The organism is Citrobacter sp. CK195 (assembly GCF_030333365.1).
GTDB classification, from domain to species: domain Bacteria; phylum Pseudomonadota; class Gammaproteobacteria; order Enterobacterales; family Enterobacteriaceae; genus Citrobacter_B; species Citrobacter_B koseri.
The window spans coordinates 576,230-593,228 of sequence record NZ_JAOWGB010000025.1 but is presented as its reverse complement, the minus strand read 5'-3'; the positions used below and the strand labels follow the sequence as shown (position 1 = coordinate 593,228).

The following is a 16,999-nucleotide window of genomic DNA, read 5'->3' as shown; positions in this document are numbered from 1 at the left end:
TGGCTACGAAATGAGCATCGCCATGTCTCCCTGACCATTTACTGAGAGGATCGATTCTGATGAATGCACTGACCGCCGTAAAAACAAATGCTGATAGTGTCACCCGCAGCGACGCCGGATTTACCTTCGCCCCTTCCGTACAGTCGCCGCGTCTGCTGGAACTGACCTTTAGCGCAAAAACGACGGCGCAATTTTTGCAGCAGGTGGAACAGTGGCCGGTACAGGCGCTGGAATACAAATCCTTTTTACGTTTTAAGGTCGGTCAGATCCTCGACGCCTTATGTGGCAACCAGCTACAGCCGCTGCTTATTAAAACGCTGCTGAACCGCGCCGAAGGCGCACTGCTGATCAACGCCGAAGGGATCGACAACGTAGAACAGGCTGACGAGATGGTCAAGCTGGCGACGGCGGTGGCGCACCTTATCGGGCGTTCTAATTACGATGCGATGAGCGGCCAGTACTACGCGCGCTTTGTGGTGAAGAACGTCGATAATTCAGACAGCTACCTGCGACAACCGCACCGCGTGATGGAGCTGCATAACGACGGCACCTACGTTGAGGAAGTTACCGACTACGTGCTGATGATGAAAATCGACGAACAAAATATGGCGGGCGGAAATTCACTGTTGCTACACCTTGATGACTGGGAGCATCTGGAGCGCTTTTTCAGCCACCCGCTGGCGCGTCGCTCCATGCGTTTTGCCGCGCCGCCGAGCAAAAACGTCAGCCACGATGTTTATCATCCGGTATTTGACGTTGACCAGCAGGGGCGCCCGGTCATGCGCTATATCGACCAGTTCGTCCAGCCAAAAGATTTTGAAGAGGGCGTCTGGCTCAGCGATCTCTCCGATGCGCTGGAAACCAGCAAAAACATCCTCTCTGTTCCGGTGCCGGTCGGTAAATTCCTGTTGATTAACAACCTGTTCTGGCTGCACGGGCGCGATCGTTTTACGCCACACCCGGATCTGCGCCGTGAACTGATGCGCCAGCGCGGTTATTTCGCTTATTCCACCCGTTGCTACCAAACTCATCAATAAGCGCGGTCAGACGAAGGAATTGAGCGGATGTATGATTTTGTAATTATTGGCGGCGGCATTATCGGCATGTCGACCGCCATGCAGCTTATTGATGTGTATCCAGACGCCAGCATCGCCCTGCTGGAAAAAGAGTCCGAACCGGCCTGTCATCAGACGGGTCACAACAGCGGCGTGATCCATGCCGGGGTCTACTACACTCCCGGTAGCCTCAAAGCGCAGTTTTGCCTCGCCGGAAATCGCGCCACCAAAGCCTTTTGCGATCAAAACGGCATTCGCTACGACACCTGCGGAAAAATGCTGGTGGCGACATCCGAACTGGAAATGACGCGGATGCGGGCGCTGTGGGATCGCACGGCGGCAAACGGCCTGGAACGCGAGTGGTTAAGCGCGGCGGAACTGCGGGAGCGGGAGCCGAACATCACCGGTCTGGGCGGGATTTTTGTCCCCTCCAGCGGAATTGTCAGCTACCGGGACGTGACGGCGGCGATGGCGAAAATCTTCCAGGCCAAAGGCGGTGAGATTGTCTACAACGCGGAGGTCAGCGCGCTGAAGGAACATGCGGCGGGCGTGGTGATCACAACCCGGGGCGGGCAGATATACGAAGCCTCAACCCTGATTAGCTGTTCCGGGCTGATGGCCGACCGGCTGGTTAAAATGCTGGGAGTCGATCCCGGTTTTATCATCTGCCCGTTCCGTGGCGAATATTTCCGCCTGGCGTCGCAGCATAATCAAATCGTTAACCATTTGATCTACCCCATTCCCGATCCGGCGATGCCGTTCTTGGGCGTCCACCTCACCCGGATGATCGACGGCAGCGTTACCGTCGGGCCTAACGCCGTGCTGGCTTTTAAACGAGAAGGCTACCGGAAAGGCGATTTTTCATTATCCGATACGCTGGAAATTTTCGGTTCGTCCGGCATCCGCCGCGTGCTGCAAAACAATCTGCGCTCAGGGCTTGGCGAGATGAAGAACTCACTGTGCAAAAGCGGCTATCTGCGGCTGGTGCAAAAATATTGCCCCAGCCTGACCTTAAAAGATTTGCAGCCGTGGCCTGCTGGCGTGCGGGCGCAGGCGGTGTCGCCGGATGGCAAGCTGATCGACGATTTCCTGTTTGTTACCACGCCACGATCCATTCACACCTGCAATGCGCCCTCTCCGGCGGCCACATCAGCCATTCCCATCGGGGCGCATATCGTCAGCAAAGTGCAGACGCTGCTGGCAAGCCAGAGTCATCCCGGACGCACGCTACGTGCGGCGCGTCGCGTGGACTCATTAAACGCCGCATTCACCCGTTAACCCTTTTAAGACAGGAAGCAATCATGCAACTTAACGATCCCACCTTGTTCCGCCAGCAGGCGTTTATTGAGGGGCAATGGCGCGACGCCAGAAGCGGCGACACAATCGCCGTAACCAACCCAGCGAACGGCCAGCCGTTAGGCAGCGTACCGAAAATGGGGGCAGAAGAGACCCGCGAAGCCATTGACGCCGCTAACCGCGCGCTGCCCGCCTGGCGCGCGCTCACCGCCAAAGCGCGGGCGAATATTCTGCGTCGCTGGTTCAATTTGATGATGGAGCACCAGGACGATCTCGCCCGTCTGATGACGCTGGAACAGGGGAAGCCGCTGGCGGAAGCAAAAGGAGAAATCAGCTATGCCGCCTCTTTTATTGAATGGTTTGCCGAAGAAGGTAAGCGCATCTATGGCGACACGATTCCAGGCCACCAGGCCGATAAGCGCCTGATCGTTATCAAGCAGCCGATTGGCGTTACCGCCGCCATCACGCCGTGGAATTTCCCCTCGGCGATGATTACCCGCAAAGCCGGCCCGGCGCTAGCGGCCGGTTGTACGATGGTTCTGAAACCCGCCAGCCAGACGCCGTTTTCCGCCCTGGCGCTGGCTGAACTGGCGAACCGCGCCGGGGTTCCCGCAGGCGTCTTTAACGTCATCACCGGTTCTGCGGGAGCGGTCGGCAATGAACTGACCAGCAACCCGCTGGTGCGCAAACTGTCGTTTACCGGCTCAACCGAAATTGGCCGTCAGCTGATGGAACAGTGTGCGAAAGACATCAAAAAGGTGTCGCTGGAGCTGGGCGGCAACGCGCCGTTCATCGTCTTTGATGACGCCGATCTGGATAACGCCGTGGAAGGCGCGCTGGCCTCTAAGTTTCGCAACGCCGGGCAGACCTGCGTCTGCGCTAACCGCCTGTATGTACAGGACGGCGTGTATGACCGCTTTGCGGAAAAACTCCAGCAGGCGGTGAGCAAGCTGCATCTCGGCGACGGCCTGCAAGCGGACGTCACCACCGGGCCGCTGATTGACGAAAAAGCGGTAGCCAAAGTGCAGGAACACATCGCCGACGCGCTGGAGAAAGGCGCAAAAGTGCTCTGCGGCGGTAAGGCGCATGCGCTCGGCGGCAACTTCTTCCAGCCCACCATCCTGGTGGACGTCCCCAATAACGCGAAAGTGGCTAAAGAAGAGACGTTCGGCCCCCTCGCCCCGCTATTCCGCTTTAAAGATGAAGCTGACGCGATCGCGCAGGCGAACGATACCGAGTTCGGTCTGGCGGCCTATTTCTACGCCCGCGATTTAAGCCGCGTGTTTCGCGTCGGCGAAGCGCTGGAGTACGGCATTGTCGGCATCAACACCGGCATTATCTCCAACGAAGTCGCGCCATTCGGCGGGATTAAAGCCTCCGGTCTTGGCCGCGAAGGTTCTAAGTACGGCATCGAAGACTATTTAGAAATCAAATACATGTGTATCGGTCTTTAAAAAAACAATACTGGAGAACACCTGATGAGCAGCAATAAAGAATTAATGCATCGCCGCAGTAACGCCGTTCCTCGCGGCGTAGGACAGATCCACCCTATTTTTGCCGATCGCGCGGAAAACTGCCGGGTCTGGGATGTGGAAGGCCGCGAGTATCTCGATTTTGCAGGCGGTATTGCGGTGTTGAATACCGGGCACCTGCACCCGGAGATCGTCTCGGCGGTCGAAGCACAACTGAAAAAGCTGTCGCATACCTGTTTTCAGGTGCTCGCCTACGAGCCGTATCTGGAGCTGTGCGAACTCATGAACCAGAAGGTGCCAGGCGATTTCGCGAAGAAAACCCTGCTGGTGACTACCGGTTCCGAAGCGGTGGAAAACGCGGTGAAAATCGCCCGTGCGGCGACAAAGCGTAGCGGCGCCATCGCTTTTAGCGGCGCTTATCATGGCCGTACCCACTACACCCTGTCGCTGACCGGAAAAGTCAATCCCTACTCTGCCGGAATGGGGCTGATGCCAGGCCACGTTTACCGCGCGCTCTACCCTTGCGCCCTGCACGGCATCAGTGATGATGACGCGATTGCCAGCATCCAGCGCATCTTTAAAAACGATGCCGCGCCGGAAGATATTGCCGCCATCATCATTGAACCGGTACAGGGAGAAGGCGGTTTTTATGCGGCCTCGCCCGCTTTTATGCAGCGTCTGCGCGCACTCTGCGACGAACACGGGATCATGCTCATTGCCGATGAAGTGCAAAGCGGCGCGGGGCGTACCGGTACGCTTTTCGCGATGGAGCAGACGGGCGTCGCCCCGGACCTCACCACCTTCGCCAAATCGATTGCCGGCGGCTTTCCGCTGGCGGGAGTAACCGGTCGCGCCGATGTGATGGACGCCATCCCGCCGGGCGGTCTGGGCGGCACCTACGCCGGTAATCCTCTCGCCTGCGCCGCCGCGCTGGCGGTACTGAACATTTTCGAGCAGGAAAACCTGCTGCAAAAAGCCAAAGACCTGGGGCAAACCCTGCGTAAAGGGCTGCTGAATATTGCTGAAACGCACCGCGAGATTGGCGACGTGCGCGGCCCGGGAGCGATGATCGCCATTGAGCTGTTTGAAAACGGCGATCGCAGCAAACCGGACGCGAAGCTGACCGCCGACATCGTCGCCCGCGCCCGTGATAAAGGGCTGATCCTGCTCTCCTGCGGGCCGTACTACAACGTGCTGCGCATTCTGGTGCCGCTGACTATCGAAGAAGCGCAAATTCAGCAAGGGCTGGACATCATCGCCCAGTGTTTTGATGAGGCGAAGCAAGGTTAGGTCGTTGTAGGCCGGATAAGGCGCTTGCGCTGCCATCCGACAATGTTTTGATGCCCGGTGGCGCTCCGCTTACCGGGCCTACGCATCAAGAGCAGCCAACAGCTTCAATAACAATAACGGGGTAAGAAGATGGGGCAATTGTCAGAATCACATGCTTTAGGTGGCGGACTGAAATCCCGCCACGTCACCATGCTGTCTATCGCCGGCGTCATTGGCGCCAGTCTGTTTGTCGGTTCCAGCGTCGCGATTGCGCAAGCCGGGCCTGCGGTACTGCTGGCTTACCTGTTTGCCGGGTTGCTGGTCGTTATGATTATGCGAATGCTGGCCGAAATGGCCGTCGCCACGCCGGATACCGGCTCTTTCTCAACTTATGCGGATAAAGCCATCGGCCCCTGGGCGGGCTACACCATCGGCTGGCTGTACTGGTGGTTCTGGGTGCTGGTTATCCCGCTGGAGGCCAATATTGCCGCCATCATCCTGCATTCATGGATACCGGGCGTCCCCATCTGGCTGTTCTCTCTGGCGATCACCATCGCATTAACCGGCAGTAATTTGCTGAGCGTCAAAAATTACGGCGAGTTCGAATTCTGGCTGGCGCTGTGCAAAGTGATTGCCATTCTGGCGTTTATCGCGCTGGGCGCGGCGGCAATTAGCGGCTTTTATCCCTACGCAGACGTGAGCGGCGTTTCACGCCTGTGGGATCACGGCGGCTTTATGCCCAATGGCTTCGGCGCGGTACTGAGCGCGATGCTGATCACCATGTTCTCGTTTATGGGCGCAGAGATTGTCACGATTGCCGCCGCCGAGTCCGACACGCCGGATAAGCATATCGTGCGCGCCACCAACTCGGTGATCTGGCGTATTTCAATCTTCTACCTGTGCTCTATTTTCGTGGTGGTCGCGCTCATCCCGTGGAACATGCCGGGACTCAAAGACGTTGGTTCCTACCGTTCGGTACTGGAATTGCTGAATATTCCTTATGCCAAAGCGATCATGGACTGCGTGATTTTATTGTCAGTCACCAGTTGCCTGAATTCCGCGCTGTATACGGCGTCGAGAATGCTCTACTCCCTCAGCCGTCGTGGCGATGCGCCCGCCGTTATGGGCAAACTCAACCGCAGCAGGACGCCGTATGTGGCGGTGCTGTTATCCACAGGGGCGGCATTTCTCACGGTGGTGGTAAATTATTACGCCCCGGCGAAAGTGTTTAAATTCCTGATCGACAGCTCCGGCGCGATCGCCCTGCTCGTCTACCTGGTGATTGCGGTTTCCCAGCTCAGAATGCGGAAAATCCTGCTGGCGGAAGGGAGCGAAATTAAGCTGAAAATGTGGCTCTATCCGTGGCTGACCTGGCTGGTTATCGCTTTTATCTGCTTTGTGCTGGTGGTGATGCTATTCCGACCGGCGCAACAGCTGGAGGTGATTTCTACCGGGCTGTTAGGACTGGGGATCATTTGTACCGTGCCGATTATGTCCCGCTGGAAAAAACTGGTATTGTGGCAAAAAACGCCGTTGCAAAATACGCGTTAGACCTGTGTCCCGGCGCGCGCCGGGATATCAGCCCAATGCTATTCAGGAGTTGTACCATGACCGCCTCTGCCCAACCGACGGCCATAGATGGATACCGATGGCTCAAAAACGATATTATTCGCGGCGTTTATCAGCCCGATGAGAAGCTGCGCATGAGTCTGTTAACATCACGCTATGAGTTAGGCGTGGGGCCGTTGCGGGAAGCGCTTTCTCAACTGGTGGCGGAACGGCTGGTCACGGTGGTGAACCAGAAAGGCTATCGTGTGGCGTCGATGTCGGAGCAGGAACTGCTCGATATTTTCGATGCCCGCGCCAATATGGAAGCCATGCTGGTGCAACTGGCTATTGCGCGTGGCGGCGATGAGTGGGAAGCCGATATTCTCGCCAGGGCGCATATGCTCAACAAACTGGAATCGAGCGATGCCAGCGAACGTATGCTGGACGAGTGGGATCAGCGCCATCAGGCATTTCATACGGCCATTGTTGCCGGTTGCGGCTCACATTATCTGCTGCAAATGCGCGAGCGACTTTTCGATCTGGCGGCACGCTACCGTTTTATCTGGCTGCGCAAAACGGTTCTGTCCGTTGAAATGCTCGAAGATAAACATATTCAGCATCGGGCGCTTATGGAGGCTATTCTGGCGCGCGATGCCGCACGCGCCAGCGAATTAATGCGCCAGCATTTACTGACGCCAATTCCGATTATTCAACAGGCGATGGCCGGTAAACTTCAGCAGGAACAGAGCTGAGTCCGGTTACTCTTCCGGGATACGTAAAACCTGCCCGGGATATATTTTATCCGGGCTTTTCAGCATCGGTTTATTCGCTTCAAAGATTTTGTTGTACAGATTGGCATTACCGTAAACCTGTTTTGAAATAGCGCTCAACGTGTCGCCTGATTTCACCGTATAAAATTGACTCTCCGCCGCAGGCGCTGACGTTTTAACCTGATCTTCCACACTGCCGATCCCGGAAATATTCCCGATCGCAATGAGGATTTTTTCTTTCGCTTCCTGACTTAAACCGTCGCCCGTTACCGTCGCTTTACCGTCCGTCACCTGCACATTGACTTTATCGGCATCAGGAATACCGGTTTTGTTTAAGTGTTCCTGCACCTTTTTCGCCAGATCATCTTTATCATGATTTCCGGTTACGGCATCCCAGAGCTTTTCGCCCGCATCTTTCACAAAATTGAAGAGACCCATATTTACCTCGGTTGTACACAATAGACACCCAGAGAGTGTAGCAGAGGGAAGCGGCTTAACAGGGAAACGGCATGACATATTGCTGGCGCAAACTGTAAGGCGAACAAGACATTCCTCATTTACACCCTTTACGCTGCCAGGAAGCTGATTTACGCTGCTAAATACACCGTATTGTCCACCAGGAGAAACCATGACAACCGGGACGATTTCCCCGCGCGAAGCACAGGCGCTGATAGCACAAGGGGCAACGCTGATTGATATCCGTGACGCCGATGAATACCTGCGCGAACATATTCCCGACGCGCAGCTGGCGCCGCTCTCCACGCTTGAGCACGGCGCTTTTCCGGCGGCGTTACGGGCTGAACGCGTCATCTTTCACTGTCAGTCAGGCAGGCGTACCAGCGGCAATGCCGCAACGCTCCAGGCAGTCGCCGCCCCCGCAGAAGTCTGGCTGCTGGAGGGGGGAATCGAAGGCTGGAAAGCTGCGGGCCTGCCCGTGGCGGAAGATAAGTCTCAGCCGCTGCCGCTGATGCGTCAGGTGCAAATTGCCGCCGGAGGGCTGGTTCTACTGGGCGTTGCGCTGGGTTACACCGTCAGTAGCGGTTTCTTCCTGATCAGCGGCTTTGTTGGCGCCGGGTTAATGCTGGCGGGATTCACGGGTTTCTGCGGCATGGCGCGACTGCTCGAAAAGATGCCCTGGAACCGGCGAACACATTAAGCGGTAGCGCCAGAATCGCCGCAGTCACCGGCGGGCCGGGTGGTTTGTACTGACCAGGTTGATATCAGCCGGATAAGCACCGTCTCATCCGGCAAAATACCGCGAAATTAGATCAGAAAATCATCCAGAGATTTCCCCACCGCCAGCGCCTGGGCAATCGGCTTAGGCGTACGCCCCTGACCAGTCCATGTTTTCGTCTCACCATCAAAATCGGTAAAACGATATTTCGCCGGGCGCGGCTGACGTTTTTTACCTGAACGCGGCGTTGCCGCCCCCATATTTAATAAGTCTTCTGGCTTGATGCCGTCGGCTTTCATCATCTCCAGAAAGGTATTAATCTTTTCTTGCTGTTCAGCGCGCAGACGCTGTTGCTCTTCTTCTTCTTCGCGTCTTTCTTTAGTGACAACCCTGAATTTTTCGAGCATTTCTTCAAGAACGTCAATGGAGAATTCGCGGGCCATTGCGCGCAGTGTACGGATATTATTTAAATTCTGTAACATCAAAGTCATAACAATAAAACCTTTTAACGCAGGGGAAAACAAGTATTACGCCAGAAAGTATATTCGATTATTGATTATATTTCCAGAGAGTGGGATATACAGCAATATCCGGCCTGCACACCGCCGCTTATATTTATTCACCTTCGCCGTTATATATTCAGCCTGAATAACGCACGCCTGCGAAATTAAAAAAGCGGCCTCTCCCCGGCGTACACAACAGCAGCCGTCGATGCCCTTTCGCTCCCGCCTCGCTTGCGCAAAACGCCGAAAAAAACAATAAAAGTTAAGCCATTGATTTGGAAAACATTAGTCACGGCGGACAACGAAAATCCCGAAACGAACAAAAAACAGACACTGGCAGAGTATTTTATCGACAAAAAGACAATAAATAAAAATTTTACACTAGTTGCTAGTTATTATGTAGAGATATACGCTATGCATTAGCGAAAGCACTACGCTAAATCACTACAACCACACGTTCAATGGCGATTTTTACTCTTTTACAAGGAGCATTAACATGTTCTCACCGCAGTCACGCTTGCGTCATGCAGTCGCAGACACGTTCGCGATGGTTGTTTATTGTTCTGTCGTGAACATGTTGATCGAGATATTCCTCTCTGGAATGACCTTTGAACAGTCGCTGTCTTCCCGTCTGGTCGCCATTCCGGTCAATATTCTGATCGCGTGGCCCTATGGAATGTATCGTGATGCGATTATGCGCGTCGCGCGTAAGGCGAGCCCGGCGAGTTGGGTGAAGAATCTGGCGGATGTACTGGCTTACGTCACCTTCCAGTCTCCGGTTTATGTCGCGATTTTGTTGACGGTCGGCGCAGACTGGCACCAGATTACAGCGGCAGTCAGTTCGAATATCGTGATATCCATGCTGATGGGCGCGGTTTACGGCTACTTCCTTGATTATTGCCGCCGCCTGTTCAAAGTCAGCAGCTACCACCAGGCCAAAGCCTGAGACCCGCTTTCTTCGCGACTGGCAAGGCCAGTCGCTTCATTAGTTTGAATTTGGTTTTGCTTCGCCAAACAGTCCATGCAAATAGCGCTCAAGCGCAATCCGTGAACTAAAGCCGTGCGGTATGCCGTAATGTTCGTGAATTTCTCCGCCTAAATAAAGCGGGAACTGATGATAATGATCGCAGGTTTTAATTTCCGAAGCGGGTTCTGCCAGCGAAGAACTGCGTTCTTTTAGCGTCGGATGAATCACTAATGCGGTACGCCCCATACGCGCTTCACGATTAACGTACACATAATTTTCGCCACGTCGATAACCGTATGCTTTCTGTGTTACCACATCTACGGTAAAACCCACTTTTTCAAGTACGCGCGCCACCTCATCGGGTCGTAAATACATATTTTATCCTCGTTATCCTTTACTGCGGGCTTACCTTACCCGATCCAGCATTAGCAACGCTTTCAGAAAAATCCATAAACTCGCGAATATACCGTGACGCGCCTCAGAAGATAAAAAATATGGACTACACTGAAGTTCACATCGAAATCAATGGAGGATCATATGTTTAACCGACCGAGCCGAAAAGACGCCGATGAAAATGTTCAGGATATTCAGAACGATGTCAGTCAATTAGCCGATACCCTTGAAGACGTGCTGAAATCATGGGGAAGCGATGCCAAAGATGAAGCGGAAACCGCGCGGCGCAAAGCGCAGGCATTGCTGAAAGAAACCCGTGCCCGTATGCATGGCCGCACGCGAGTAGAACAAGCGGCGCGTGATGCCGTAGGATGCGCGGATACCTTTGTGCGAGAAAAACCCTGGTGCAGCATGGGGACAGCCGCCGCTGTCGGCATCGTTGTCGGGGCGCTGTTAAGTTTACGCCGTTAACGGGGAATCTTGCCGGATGCGACGCAGAGCGTCTTATCCGGCCGACGGCGTGTCGGTTATGGCTTCCCGAAGCTGACGTGCGACCTGTTTTGCCATTTCCGCTGAAGTGATGTTGGTAAACGACAGCAGCAGTCCTCCCCTTCCTTCTGACTTAAGCCGCCAGCGGCTCAATGCCTGCACCGCCAGTCCGGCCTGATTGGCTTTCGCCGTCAGCAACCGGTCATCAGCATCCACCGCAACCACCAGCTGAATGCCGCCTTCCTGCGGGACAACGGCGAATCCCTGCTCACGCAGCGCCTCTTCCATCCAAAGCCGTCGCCTGGCGTAATGCTGGCGCATCTTTTTCAAATGCCGCCAGAAATGACCATCGCGGATAAAATCCGCCAGCGTCTGCTGCCACAACACCGGCACGCTACAGGCCATCAGCCCCGCCAGTTGACGAAAACGCGCCACCTGATTAAGCGGAACCACCAGCCATGCGGTACGCAGCGCCGGAAACAGCGACTTGCTGAACGTTCCGGCATAGATCACCCGCTGCGGCGCATCGAGGCTTTTCAGCGGCGGAAGCGGCTTGCCGTGGTAACGAAATTCACTGTCATAATCGTCTTCGATAATCCATGCCTGCGCGCTCGCCGCCCATTCAAGTAACTGGCGGCGACGGGTTAAAGAGAGCGCCACGCCGAGCGGGCTTTGGTGGGCCGGCGTTAACAACACAAAACGCGCCTGCGGGTAATCGTGAATGCCTGCCGCCACATTCAGTCCATGATCATCGACCGGAACCGGCATCAGCCCGATATTTTCCTGGGCAATCACCGGGCGAATAAGGGGAAACCCGGGATCTTCAACCCACATGCCTTCTCCAGGTTTCGCCAGTGCGCGCAGGATAAGGGTCATTGAGGACGCATAGCCGGAAGTGATAACCACCTGTTCCGGCAGGCATTCAATACTGCGCGACACCCGCAGATAATCGACAATGGCTTCGCGCAAAACCGCTTCGCCGCAGACATCGCCCAACGCGAGATCAAAACGGGTCTGCGTACGCAGGCGACGCCCCATCACCCGCGCCCAAATCTCACGCGGGAAAAGATCCAGCGCAGGTAATCCCATTTGAAATGGATCGGGCGTCTGGCTTTCTCCGGCGAAAACGGCAGGCGTAGCGACCGTTTTTTCTGGACGTACATGCCCGCTGACAAACGTACCGGCCTGCCCGCGCCGCTCCAGCCAGCCTTGCGCCACCAGCTCGCCGTACGCGTTTTCGACCGTCGAGCGTGAAACGCCTAACTCTTGCGACCATGTCCGGCTGGACGGCAAACGCGCCCCGGCCTTGAGTTCGCCATGCTCAATGGCGTTTTTTAACTGACGGGCGATTTGCTGGTAGCGTGGCACAGGTGAACGATCCTTTATGGTCTGCTTTTTTCATAAAAATATGGCTCTCTTTAGCAGTCCATTATAGTGCTACATTGCTGACGTCTAAACGAGGAGAAGTATGATGACGACATTACGTCAGCCCTATTATGAACTTAGCCCTGAAGTCTATAGTGCGCTGGGCCAGGCTAAAAAAGCGTTGGAAAACAGCGCGCTGGACACCACGCTGATGGAACTGATTTATCTGCGTATCTCACAGATCAACGGTTGCGCATTTTGTCTGGAGATGCACAGCAAAGCCCTGCGTAAATCCGGCGTGGCGCAAAGCAAACTGGATGCGCTGGCCGGGTGGCGGGTAAGCCATCACTTCAGCGAACAGGAGCGTGCGGCGCTGGCCTGGGCGGAATCCGTCACGGATATCGCAAGAACGCATGCCGAAGATGACGCGTATCTGCCGCTACTCGAAAGTTTCAGCGCCCGTGAAATCAGCGATCTGACTTTTGCTATCAGTCTGATGAACTGCTTCAACCGTCTGGCCGTTGGGATGCGGATGTAAACCCGCTATTGCCGGATGGCGGCGTAAACGCCTTATCCGGCCTACACCGTAGGCCCGATTAGCGTAAGCGCCATCGGGCGACGTTTAACCATACCCCCCCATTCCCGCTGAGCTAATCAGCAGAAGCAAATTAATCGATATTTCCCATATCTTGTGTGGTTGAAACTTTATTCATCTACATCTAGTATTCTCTCTATCAAGACACACACAACCCGACGCATATCATCGCGCCGTTCTCTCATTTTAAATGGAAATACGAATCATGCGCATTACTATTTACACTCGTAACGACTGTGTTCAGTGCCACGCCACCAAACGGGCGATGGAAAGCCGTGGATTTGACTTTGAGATGGTGAACGTCGATCTGGTTCCCGACGCGGCAGATACCCTGCGGGAAAAAGGTTTTCGCCAGCTGCCGGTGGTCATCGCGGGCGATACCAGTTGGTCAGGCTTCCGCCCGGATATGATCAACCGTCTGCATCCTGATGCGCGCGTGGCCAGCGCATGAGCCAACTCGTCTACTTTTCCAGCAGCTCCGAAAATACGCACCGCTTTATGCTGCGTCTGGGGCTGCCCGCTATTCGCATTCCGCTTAATGAACGCGAGCGAATCAGGGTAGACGAACCTTACATTCTGGTCGTCCCCTCTTACGGCGGCGGCGGTACGGCAGGCGCGGTTCCACGACAGGTGATCCGCTTTTTAAATGATGAACATAACCGGGCGTTAATTCGCGGCGTGATCGCCTCCGGCAACCGTAACTTTGGCGAGGCTTACGGTCGCGCTGGCGAGGTCATTTCACAAAAATGCGGCGTCCCCTGGCTGTACCGCTTTGAACTGATGGGAACGCAAAGCGACATCGACAACGTCCGAAAAGGAGTGAGCGAATTTTGGCAACGACAACCGCAGAACGTGTGAAGCAAGAAACGATGGATTATCACGCGCTGAATGCCATGCTGAATCTGTACGATAAAGCAGGCCATATTCAGTTCGACAAGGATCGGCAGGCGGTAGAGGTGTTCTTTGCCACCCATGTCCGCCCCAATTCCGTCTCCTTTGCCAGCCAGGACGAGCGCCTGGAGTATCTGCTTCGCGAAGGCTATTACGACGAAAGCGTTTTAACCCGCTACGATCGCGCTTTCGTGGTGAAGCTGTTTGCTCACGCCCACGCCAGCGGTTTTCGCTTCCAGACGTTCCTTGGCGCGTGGAAATATTACACCAGCTATACGCTGAAAACGTTCGACGGCAAACGCTACCTTGAAGACTTTGAAGACCGGGTGACAATGGTGGCGCTGACGCTGGCGCAGGGCAATGAAGCGCTGGCGATGCAGCTTACCGATGAAATCCTCTCCGGGCGCTTTCAGCCGGCCACGCCGACCTTATTAAACTGCGGCAAACAACAGCGCGGCGAGCTGGTCTCCTGCTTCCTGTTACGCATTGAAGACAATATGGAGTCCATTGGTCGGGCGGTTAACTCGGCGCTACAGCTTTCCAAACGCGGCGGCGGCGTGGCGTTTTTGCTCTCGAATCTTCGTGAAGCGGGCGCGCCGATCAAGCGTATTGAGAACCAGTCTTCGGGCGTAATCCCGGTAATGAAGATGCTGGAAGACGCCTTTTCTTACGCCAATCAGTTAGGGGCGCGTCAGGGGGCGGGCGCCGTGTATCTGCATGCGCACCACCCGGATATCCTGCGTTTTCTCGACACGAAACGCGAAAACGCCGATGAAAAAATCCGCATTAAAACGCTGTCGCTGGGCGTGGTGATCCCGGACGTAACGTTCCGTCTGGCGAAAGAAAACGCGCAGATGGCGCTGTTCTCGCCTTACGATGTCGAACGCATTTACGGCAAACCGTTCGGAGATATCGCCATTAGCGAACGGTACGATGAACTGCTCGCCGACGAACGCGTACGCAAGCAGTACATCAATGCGCGCGAATTTTTCCAGCGGCTCGCGGAAATCCAGTTTGAGTCAGGCTATCCCTACATCATGTACGAGGATACGGTAAACCGCGCGAATCCGATTGCCGGTCGCATCAACATGAGCAACCTGTGCTCGGAGATTTTGCAGGTCAACAGCGCCTCCACCTATGATGAAAATCTGGATTACGCGCAGACCGGGCATGATATCTCCTGCAACCTCGGTTCGCTGAACATCGCCCATACGATGGACTCCCCGAATTTTGGCCGCACGGTGGAAACGGCGATTCGCGGCCTGACGGCGGTATCGGATATGAGCCATATCCGCAGTGTACCGTCAATTGAAGCCGGAAACGCCGCGTCACACGCGATTGGCCTGGGGCAGATGAATCTGCATGGTTATCTGGCGCGAGAAGGCATTGCCTACGGCAGCCCGGAGGCGCTGGATTTCACCAACCTCTATTTCTACACCGTGACCTGGCACGCGCTGAATACCTCAATGATGATGGCGCGTGAACGCGGTAAAACCTTCGCCGGATTCAAACAATCGCGCTATGCCAGCGGCGAGTATTTCGAACAATATTTGCAGGGCGACTGGCAGCCGAAAACCGACACGGTTCGTGCGCTCTTTGCCCGTAGCGGCATTACGCTTCCGGGCCGCGAAATGTGGGCGCGGCTGCGGGATGAGGTGATGCGCTACGGCATCTATAACCAGAATTTACAGGCGGTGCCGCCGACCGGTTCCATTTCCTATATCAACCACGCGACGTCAAGCATTCACCCGATCGTGTCGAAGATAGAGATCCGCAAAGAAGGAAAAACCGGGCGCGTTTACTACCCGGCCCCGTTTATGACCAATGAGAACCTGGACATGTACCAGGACGCCTATGAAATCGGCCCGGAAAAAATCATTGATACCTATGCCGAAGCCACACGCCACGTTGATCAGGGACTGTCGCTGACGCTGTTCTTCCCGGATACCGCGACAACCCGCGATATCAACAAAGCCCAGATTTACGCGTGGCGAAAAGGGATCAAAACGCTGTATTACATCCGTCTGCGTCAGCTGGCGCTGGAAGGTACTGAAATAGAAGGCTGCGTATCATGCGCGCTATAAGGAGAGCAGGATGAAACTATCACGCGTGAGCGCCATCAACTGGAACAAGATTCAGGATGATAAAGACCTGGAAGTGTGGAACCGCCTGACCAGCAACTTCTGGCTGCCGGAAAAGGTGCCGCTTTCCAATGATATCCCCGCCTGGCAGACGCTGAGCGCCGCCGAGCAGCAGCTTACCATCCGCGTGTTTACCGGATTAACGCTGCTCGACACCATTCAGAATATCGCCGGGGCCCCCGCGTTGATGCAGGACGCGCTGACGCCGCATGAAGAGGCGGTGCTGTCAAACATCAGCTTTATGGAAGCGGTACATGCCCGCTCGTACAGCTCGATTTTCTCTACGCTTTGCCAGACGAAAGACGTAGACGCGGCCTATGCCTGGAGTGAGGAAAATGCGCCGCTGCAACGCAAGGCGCAGATTATCCTGCAACATTACACCGCCGACAATCCGCTGAAAAAGAAAATCGCCAGCGTATTCCTGGAATCTTTCCTGTTCTATTCCGGCTTCTGGCTGCCAATGTATTTTTCCAGCCGGGGCAAGCTGACCAACACCGCCGACCTGATTCGTCTGATTATTCGTGACGAAGCGGTACATGGGTATTACATCGGCTATAAATACCAAAAAGGGCTGGAGAAACTGTCGGAATCCGAACGCGACGAATTGAAGCATTTCGCCCTTGATTTGCTGATGGAACTTTATGACAACGAGTCTCGCTATACGGAAGAACTGTATGCCGAAACCGGTTGGGTGGCAGACGTTAACGCCTTTCTCTGTTACAACGCCAATAAAGCGTTGATGAACCTGGGCTACGAAGCGTTATTCCCCGCAGAAATGGCGGAGGTCAATCCTGCCATACTTGCTGCGCTTTCACCGAATGCGGATGAAAACCATGATTTCTTCTCCGGTTCAGGCTCCTCCTATGTGATGGGAAAAGCCATCGAAACCGAAGACGAAGACTGGAATTTTTGACGGCGATTATCGCGGTAAATATCGATCACACTTCCGCGATAATATTTTAACGGGATCACGTTTTTATCACACAATTATTTCTGTGTGATCTACACTCAATATCTGCCACATTATTCGCCTGAATTTCAGCAATTCAGGCGCGTTTTCGGTGGTCGTTA

General features: G+C 54.9%; 18 protein-coding genes. 14 read left to right on the top strand and 4 right to left on the bottom strand.

All coding sequences use genetic code 11. The annotated features are described in order from the left end of the window. Nucleotides 1-59 precede the first annotated feature (59 nt). From glaH to csiR, 6 genes are all read left to right on the top strand, one after another. Nucleotides 60-1,037 carry a glutarate dioxygenase GlaH gene (glaH, locus tag OGX93_RS17035; protein ID WP_200092771.1) on the top strand — a complete coding sequence of 326 codons (978 nt, stop codon included), beginning with the start codon at nt 60-62 and terminating at the stop codon, nt 1,035-1,037. A 27-nt stretch (nt 1,038-1,064) separates the two neighbouring features. Beyond that, nucleotides 1,065-2,333 carry an L-2-hydroxyglutarate dehydrogenase gene (lhgD, locus tag OGX93_RS17030; RefSeq protein WP_047461764.1) on the top strand — a complete coding sequence of 423 codons (1,269 nt, stop codon included), beginning with the start codon at nt 1,065-1,067 and terminating at the stop codon, nt 2,331-2,333. A 23-nt stretch (nt 2,334-2,356) separates the two neighbouring features. After that, nucleotides 2,357-3,805 carry an NADP-dependent succinate-semialdehyde dehydrogenase gene (gene gabD, locus OGX93_RS17025; protein ID WP_058667994.1) on the top strand — a complete coding sequence of 483 codons (1,449 nt, stop codon included), beginning with the start codon at nt 2,357-2,359 and terminating at the stop codon, nt 3,803-3,805. A gap of 24 nt (nt 3,806-3,829) precedes the next feature. After that, nucleotides 3,830-5,113: a 4-aminobutyrate--2-oxoglutarate transaminase gene (gene gabT / locus OGX93_RS17020; protein ID WP_012134773.1), complete on the top strand. Its 1,284-nt coding sequence runs from the start codon at nt 3,830-3,832 to the stop codon at nt 5,111-5,113. 129 nt (nt 5,114-5,242) lie between these two features. Beyond that, nucleotides 5,243-6,643 (top strand): GABA permease, encoded by a 1,401-nt coding sequence (gene gabP, locus OGX93_RS17015; RefSeq protein WP_024130878.1) that lies wholly within the window; start codon nt 5,243-5,245, stop codon nt 6,641-6,643. Between the two features lie 56 nt (nt 6,644-6,699). Continuing rightward, entirely contained in the window at nt 6,700-7,392 is a 693-nt protein-coding gene (csiR, locus tag OGX93_RS17010) for a DNA-binding transcriptional regulator CsiR (protein WP_012134775.1), read from the top strand. Nucleotides 7,393-7,398: 6 nt separating this feature from the next. On the opposite strand, the gene lysM is transcribed toward csiR, so the two are convergent. After that, nucleotides 7,399-7,848 carry a peptidoglycan-binding protein LysM gene (gene lysM, locus OGX93_RS17005; RefSeq protein WP_012134776.1) on the bottom strand — a complete coding sequence of 150 codons (450 nt, stop codon included), beginning with the start codon at nt 7,846-7,848 and terminating at the stop codon, nt 7,399-7,401. A gap of 190 nt (nt 7,849-8,038) precedes the next feature. On the opposite strand from lysM, the gene OGX93_RS17000 reads away from it, so the two are divergent. Next, nucleotides 8,039-8,566: a rhodanese family protein gene (locus OGX93_RS17000; RefSeq protein ID WP_049011667.1), complete on the top strand. Its 528-nt coding sequence runs from the start codon at nt 8,039-8,041 to the stop codon at nt 8,564-8,566. Nucleotides 8,567-8,673: 107 nt separating this feature from the next. Here the strand turns inward: OGX93_RS17000 and stpA are convergent, their stop codons facing one another. After that, entirely contained in the window at nt 8,674-9,075 is a 402-nt protein-coding gene (gene stpA, locus OGX93_RS16995; RefSeq protein WP_110494886.1) for a DNA-binding protein StpA, read from the bottom strand. A 508-nt stretch (nt 9,076-9,583) separates the two neighbouring features. Between stpA and alaE the strand changes: the two genes are divergently transcribed. After that, nucleotides 9,584-10,033, top strand: a complete 450-nt coding sequence (gene alaE, locus OGX93_RS16990; protein WP_024130879.1) for an L-alanine exporter AlaE — start codon at nt 9,584-9,586, stop codon at nt 10,031-10,033. A gap of 39 nt (nt 10,034-10,072) precedes the next feature. On the opposite strand, the gene OGX93_RS16985 is transcribed toward alaE, so the two are convergent. After that, nucleotides 10,073-10,429 (bottom strand): DUF2002 family protein, encoded by a 357-nt coding sequence (locus tag OGX93_RS16985; RefSeq protein ID WP_012134782.1) that lies wholly within the window; start codon nt 10,427-10,429, stop codon nt 10,073-10,075. A 162-nt stretch (nt 10,430-10,591) separates the two neighbouring features. On the opposite strand from OGX93_RS16985, the gene OGX93_RS16980 reads away from it, so the two are divergent. Beyond that, a complete protein-coding gene (locus OGX93_RS16980) occupies nt 10,592-10,918 on the top strand; it encodes an ElaB/YgaM/YqjD family protein (protein ID WP_024130880.1) in 327 nt (108 codons plus the stop codon). Nucleotides 10,919-10,951: 33 nt separating this feature from the next. Here OGX93_RS16980 and pdxR read toward each other — a convergent pair whose 3' ends face one another. Beyond that, the gene (gene pdxR, locus OGX93_RS16975; RefSeq protein WP_286448825.1) at nt 10,952-12,304 is read right to left on the bottom strand and encodes a MocR-like pyridoxine biosynthesis transcription factor PdxR; all 1,353 of its coding nucleotides are present in this window, start codon (nt 12,302-12,304) and stop codon (nt 10,952-10,954) included. A gap of 103 nt (nt 12,305-12,407) precedes the next feature. Between pdxR and OGX93_RS16970 the strand changes: the two genes are divergently transcribed. The 5 genes from OGX93_RS16970 to nrdF all read left to right on the top strand — a co-directional run bounded on the left by OGX93_RS16970 (nt 12,408) and on the right by nrdF (nt 16,841). Beyond that, entirely contained in the window at nt 12,408-12,839 is a 432-nt protein-coding gene (locus OGX93_RS16970; protein WP_024130881.1) for a carboxymuconolactone decarboxylase family protein, read from the top strand. A gap of 262 nt (nt 12,840-13,101) precedes the next feature. Further along, nucleotides 13,102-13,347 (top strand): glutaredoxin-like protein NrdH, encoded by a 246-nt coding sequence (gene nrdH, locus OGX93_RS16965; protein WP_024130882.1) that lies wholly within the window; start codon nt 13,102-13,104, stop codon nt 13,345-13,347. After that, on the top strand, nt 13,344-13,754 hold the full coding sequence (gene nrdI / locus OGX93_RS16960; protein ID WP_198448580.1) for a class Ib ribonucleoside-diphosphate reductase assembly flavoprotein NrdI: 411 nt from the start codon (nt 13,344-13,346) through the stop codon (nt 13,752-13,754). Before nrdH ends, nrdI begins: the two co-directional genes overlap by 4 nt. Beyond that, the gene (nrdE, locus tag OGX93_RS16955; RefSeq protein ID WP_286448824.1) at nt 13,727-15,871 is read left to right on the top strand and encodes a class 1b ribonucleoside-diphosphate reductase subunit alpha; all 2,145 of its coding nucleotides are present in this window, start codon (nt 13,727-13,729) and stop codon (nt 15,869-15,871) included. The genes nrdI and nrdE overlap by 28 nt, the downstream gene beginning before the upstream one ends. A gap of 10 nt (nt 15,872-15,881) precedes the next feature. After that, the gene (gene nrdF / locus OGX93_RS16950; protein ID WP_012134789.1) at nt 15,882-16,841 is read left to right on the top strand and encodes a class 1b ribonucleoside-diphosphate reductase subunit beta; all 960 of its coding nucleotides are present in this window, start codon (nt 15,882-15,884) and stop codon (nt 16,839-16,841) included. The last annotated feature ends 158 nt before the right edge of the window (nt 16,842-16,999 follow it).

Bases quoted from the DNA above. Each gene is read 5' to 3' on its own strand.
- lysM (WP_012134776.1), bottom strand. From the start codon at position 7,848: ATGGGTCTCTTCAATTTTGTGAAAGATGCGGGCGAAAAGCTCTGGGAT.
- alaE (WP_024130879.1), top strand. From the start codon at position 9,584: ATGTTCTCACCGCAGTCACGCTTGCGTCATGCAGTCGCAGACACGTTC.
- csiR (WP_012134775.1), top strand. From the start codon at position 6,700: ATGACCGCCTCTGCCCAACCGACGGCCATAGATGGATACCGATGGCTC.
- nrdF (WP_012134789.1), top strand. From the start codon at position 15,882: ATGAAACTATCACGCGTGAGCGCCATCAACTGGAACAAGATTCAGGAT.
- glaH (WP_200092771.1), top strand. From the start codon at position 60: ATGAATGCACTGACCGCCGTAAAAACAAATGCTGATAGTGTCACCCGC.
- OGX93_RS17000 (WP_049011667.1), top strand. From the start codon at position 8,039: ATGACAACCGGGACGATTTCCCCGCGCGAAGCACAGGCGCTGATAGCA.
- nrdI (WP_198448580.1), top strand. From the start codon at position 13,344: ATGAGCCAACTCGTCTACTTTTCCAGCAGCTCCGAAAATACGCACCGC.
- OGX93_RS16980 (WP_024130880.1), top strand. From the start codon at position 10,592: ATGTTTAACCGACCGAGCCGAAAAGACGCCGATGAAAATGTTCAGGAT.
- OGX93_RS16970 (WP_024130881.1), top strand. From the start codon at position 12,408: ATGACGACATTACGTCAGCCCTATTATGAACTTAGCCCTGAAGTCTAT.
- OGX93_RS16985 (WP_012134782.1), bottom strand. From the start codon at position 10,429: ATGTATTTACGACCCGATGAGGTGGCGCGCGTACTTGAAAAAGTGGGT.
- gabD (WP_058667994.1), top strand. From the start codon at position 2,357: ATGCAACTTAACGATCCCACCTTGTTCCGCCAGCAGGCGTTTATTGAG.
- nrdH (WP_024130882.1), top strand. From the start codon at position 13,102: ATGCGCATTACTATTTACACTCGTAACGACTGTGTTCAGTGCCACGCC.
- stpA (WP_110494886.1), bottom strand. From the start codon at position 9,075: ATGACTTTGATGTTACAGAATTTAAATAATATCCGTACACTGCGCGCA.
- lhgD (WP_047461764.1), top strand. From the start codon at position 1,065: ATGTATGATTTTGTAATTATTGGCGGCGGCATTATCGGCATGTCGACC.
- gabP (WP_024130878.1), top strand. From the start codon at position 5,243: ATGGGGCAATTGTCAGAATCACATGCTTTAGGTGGCGGACTGAAATCC.
- gabT (WP_012134773.1), top strand. From the start codon at position 3,830: ATGAGCAGCAATAAAGAATTAATGCATCGCCGCAGTAACGCCGTTCCT.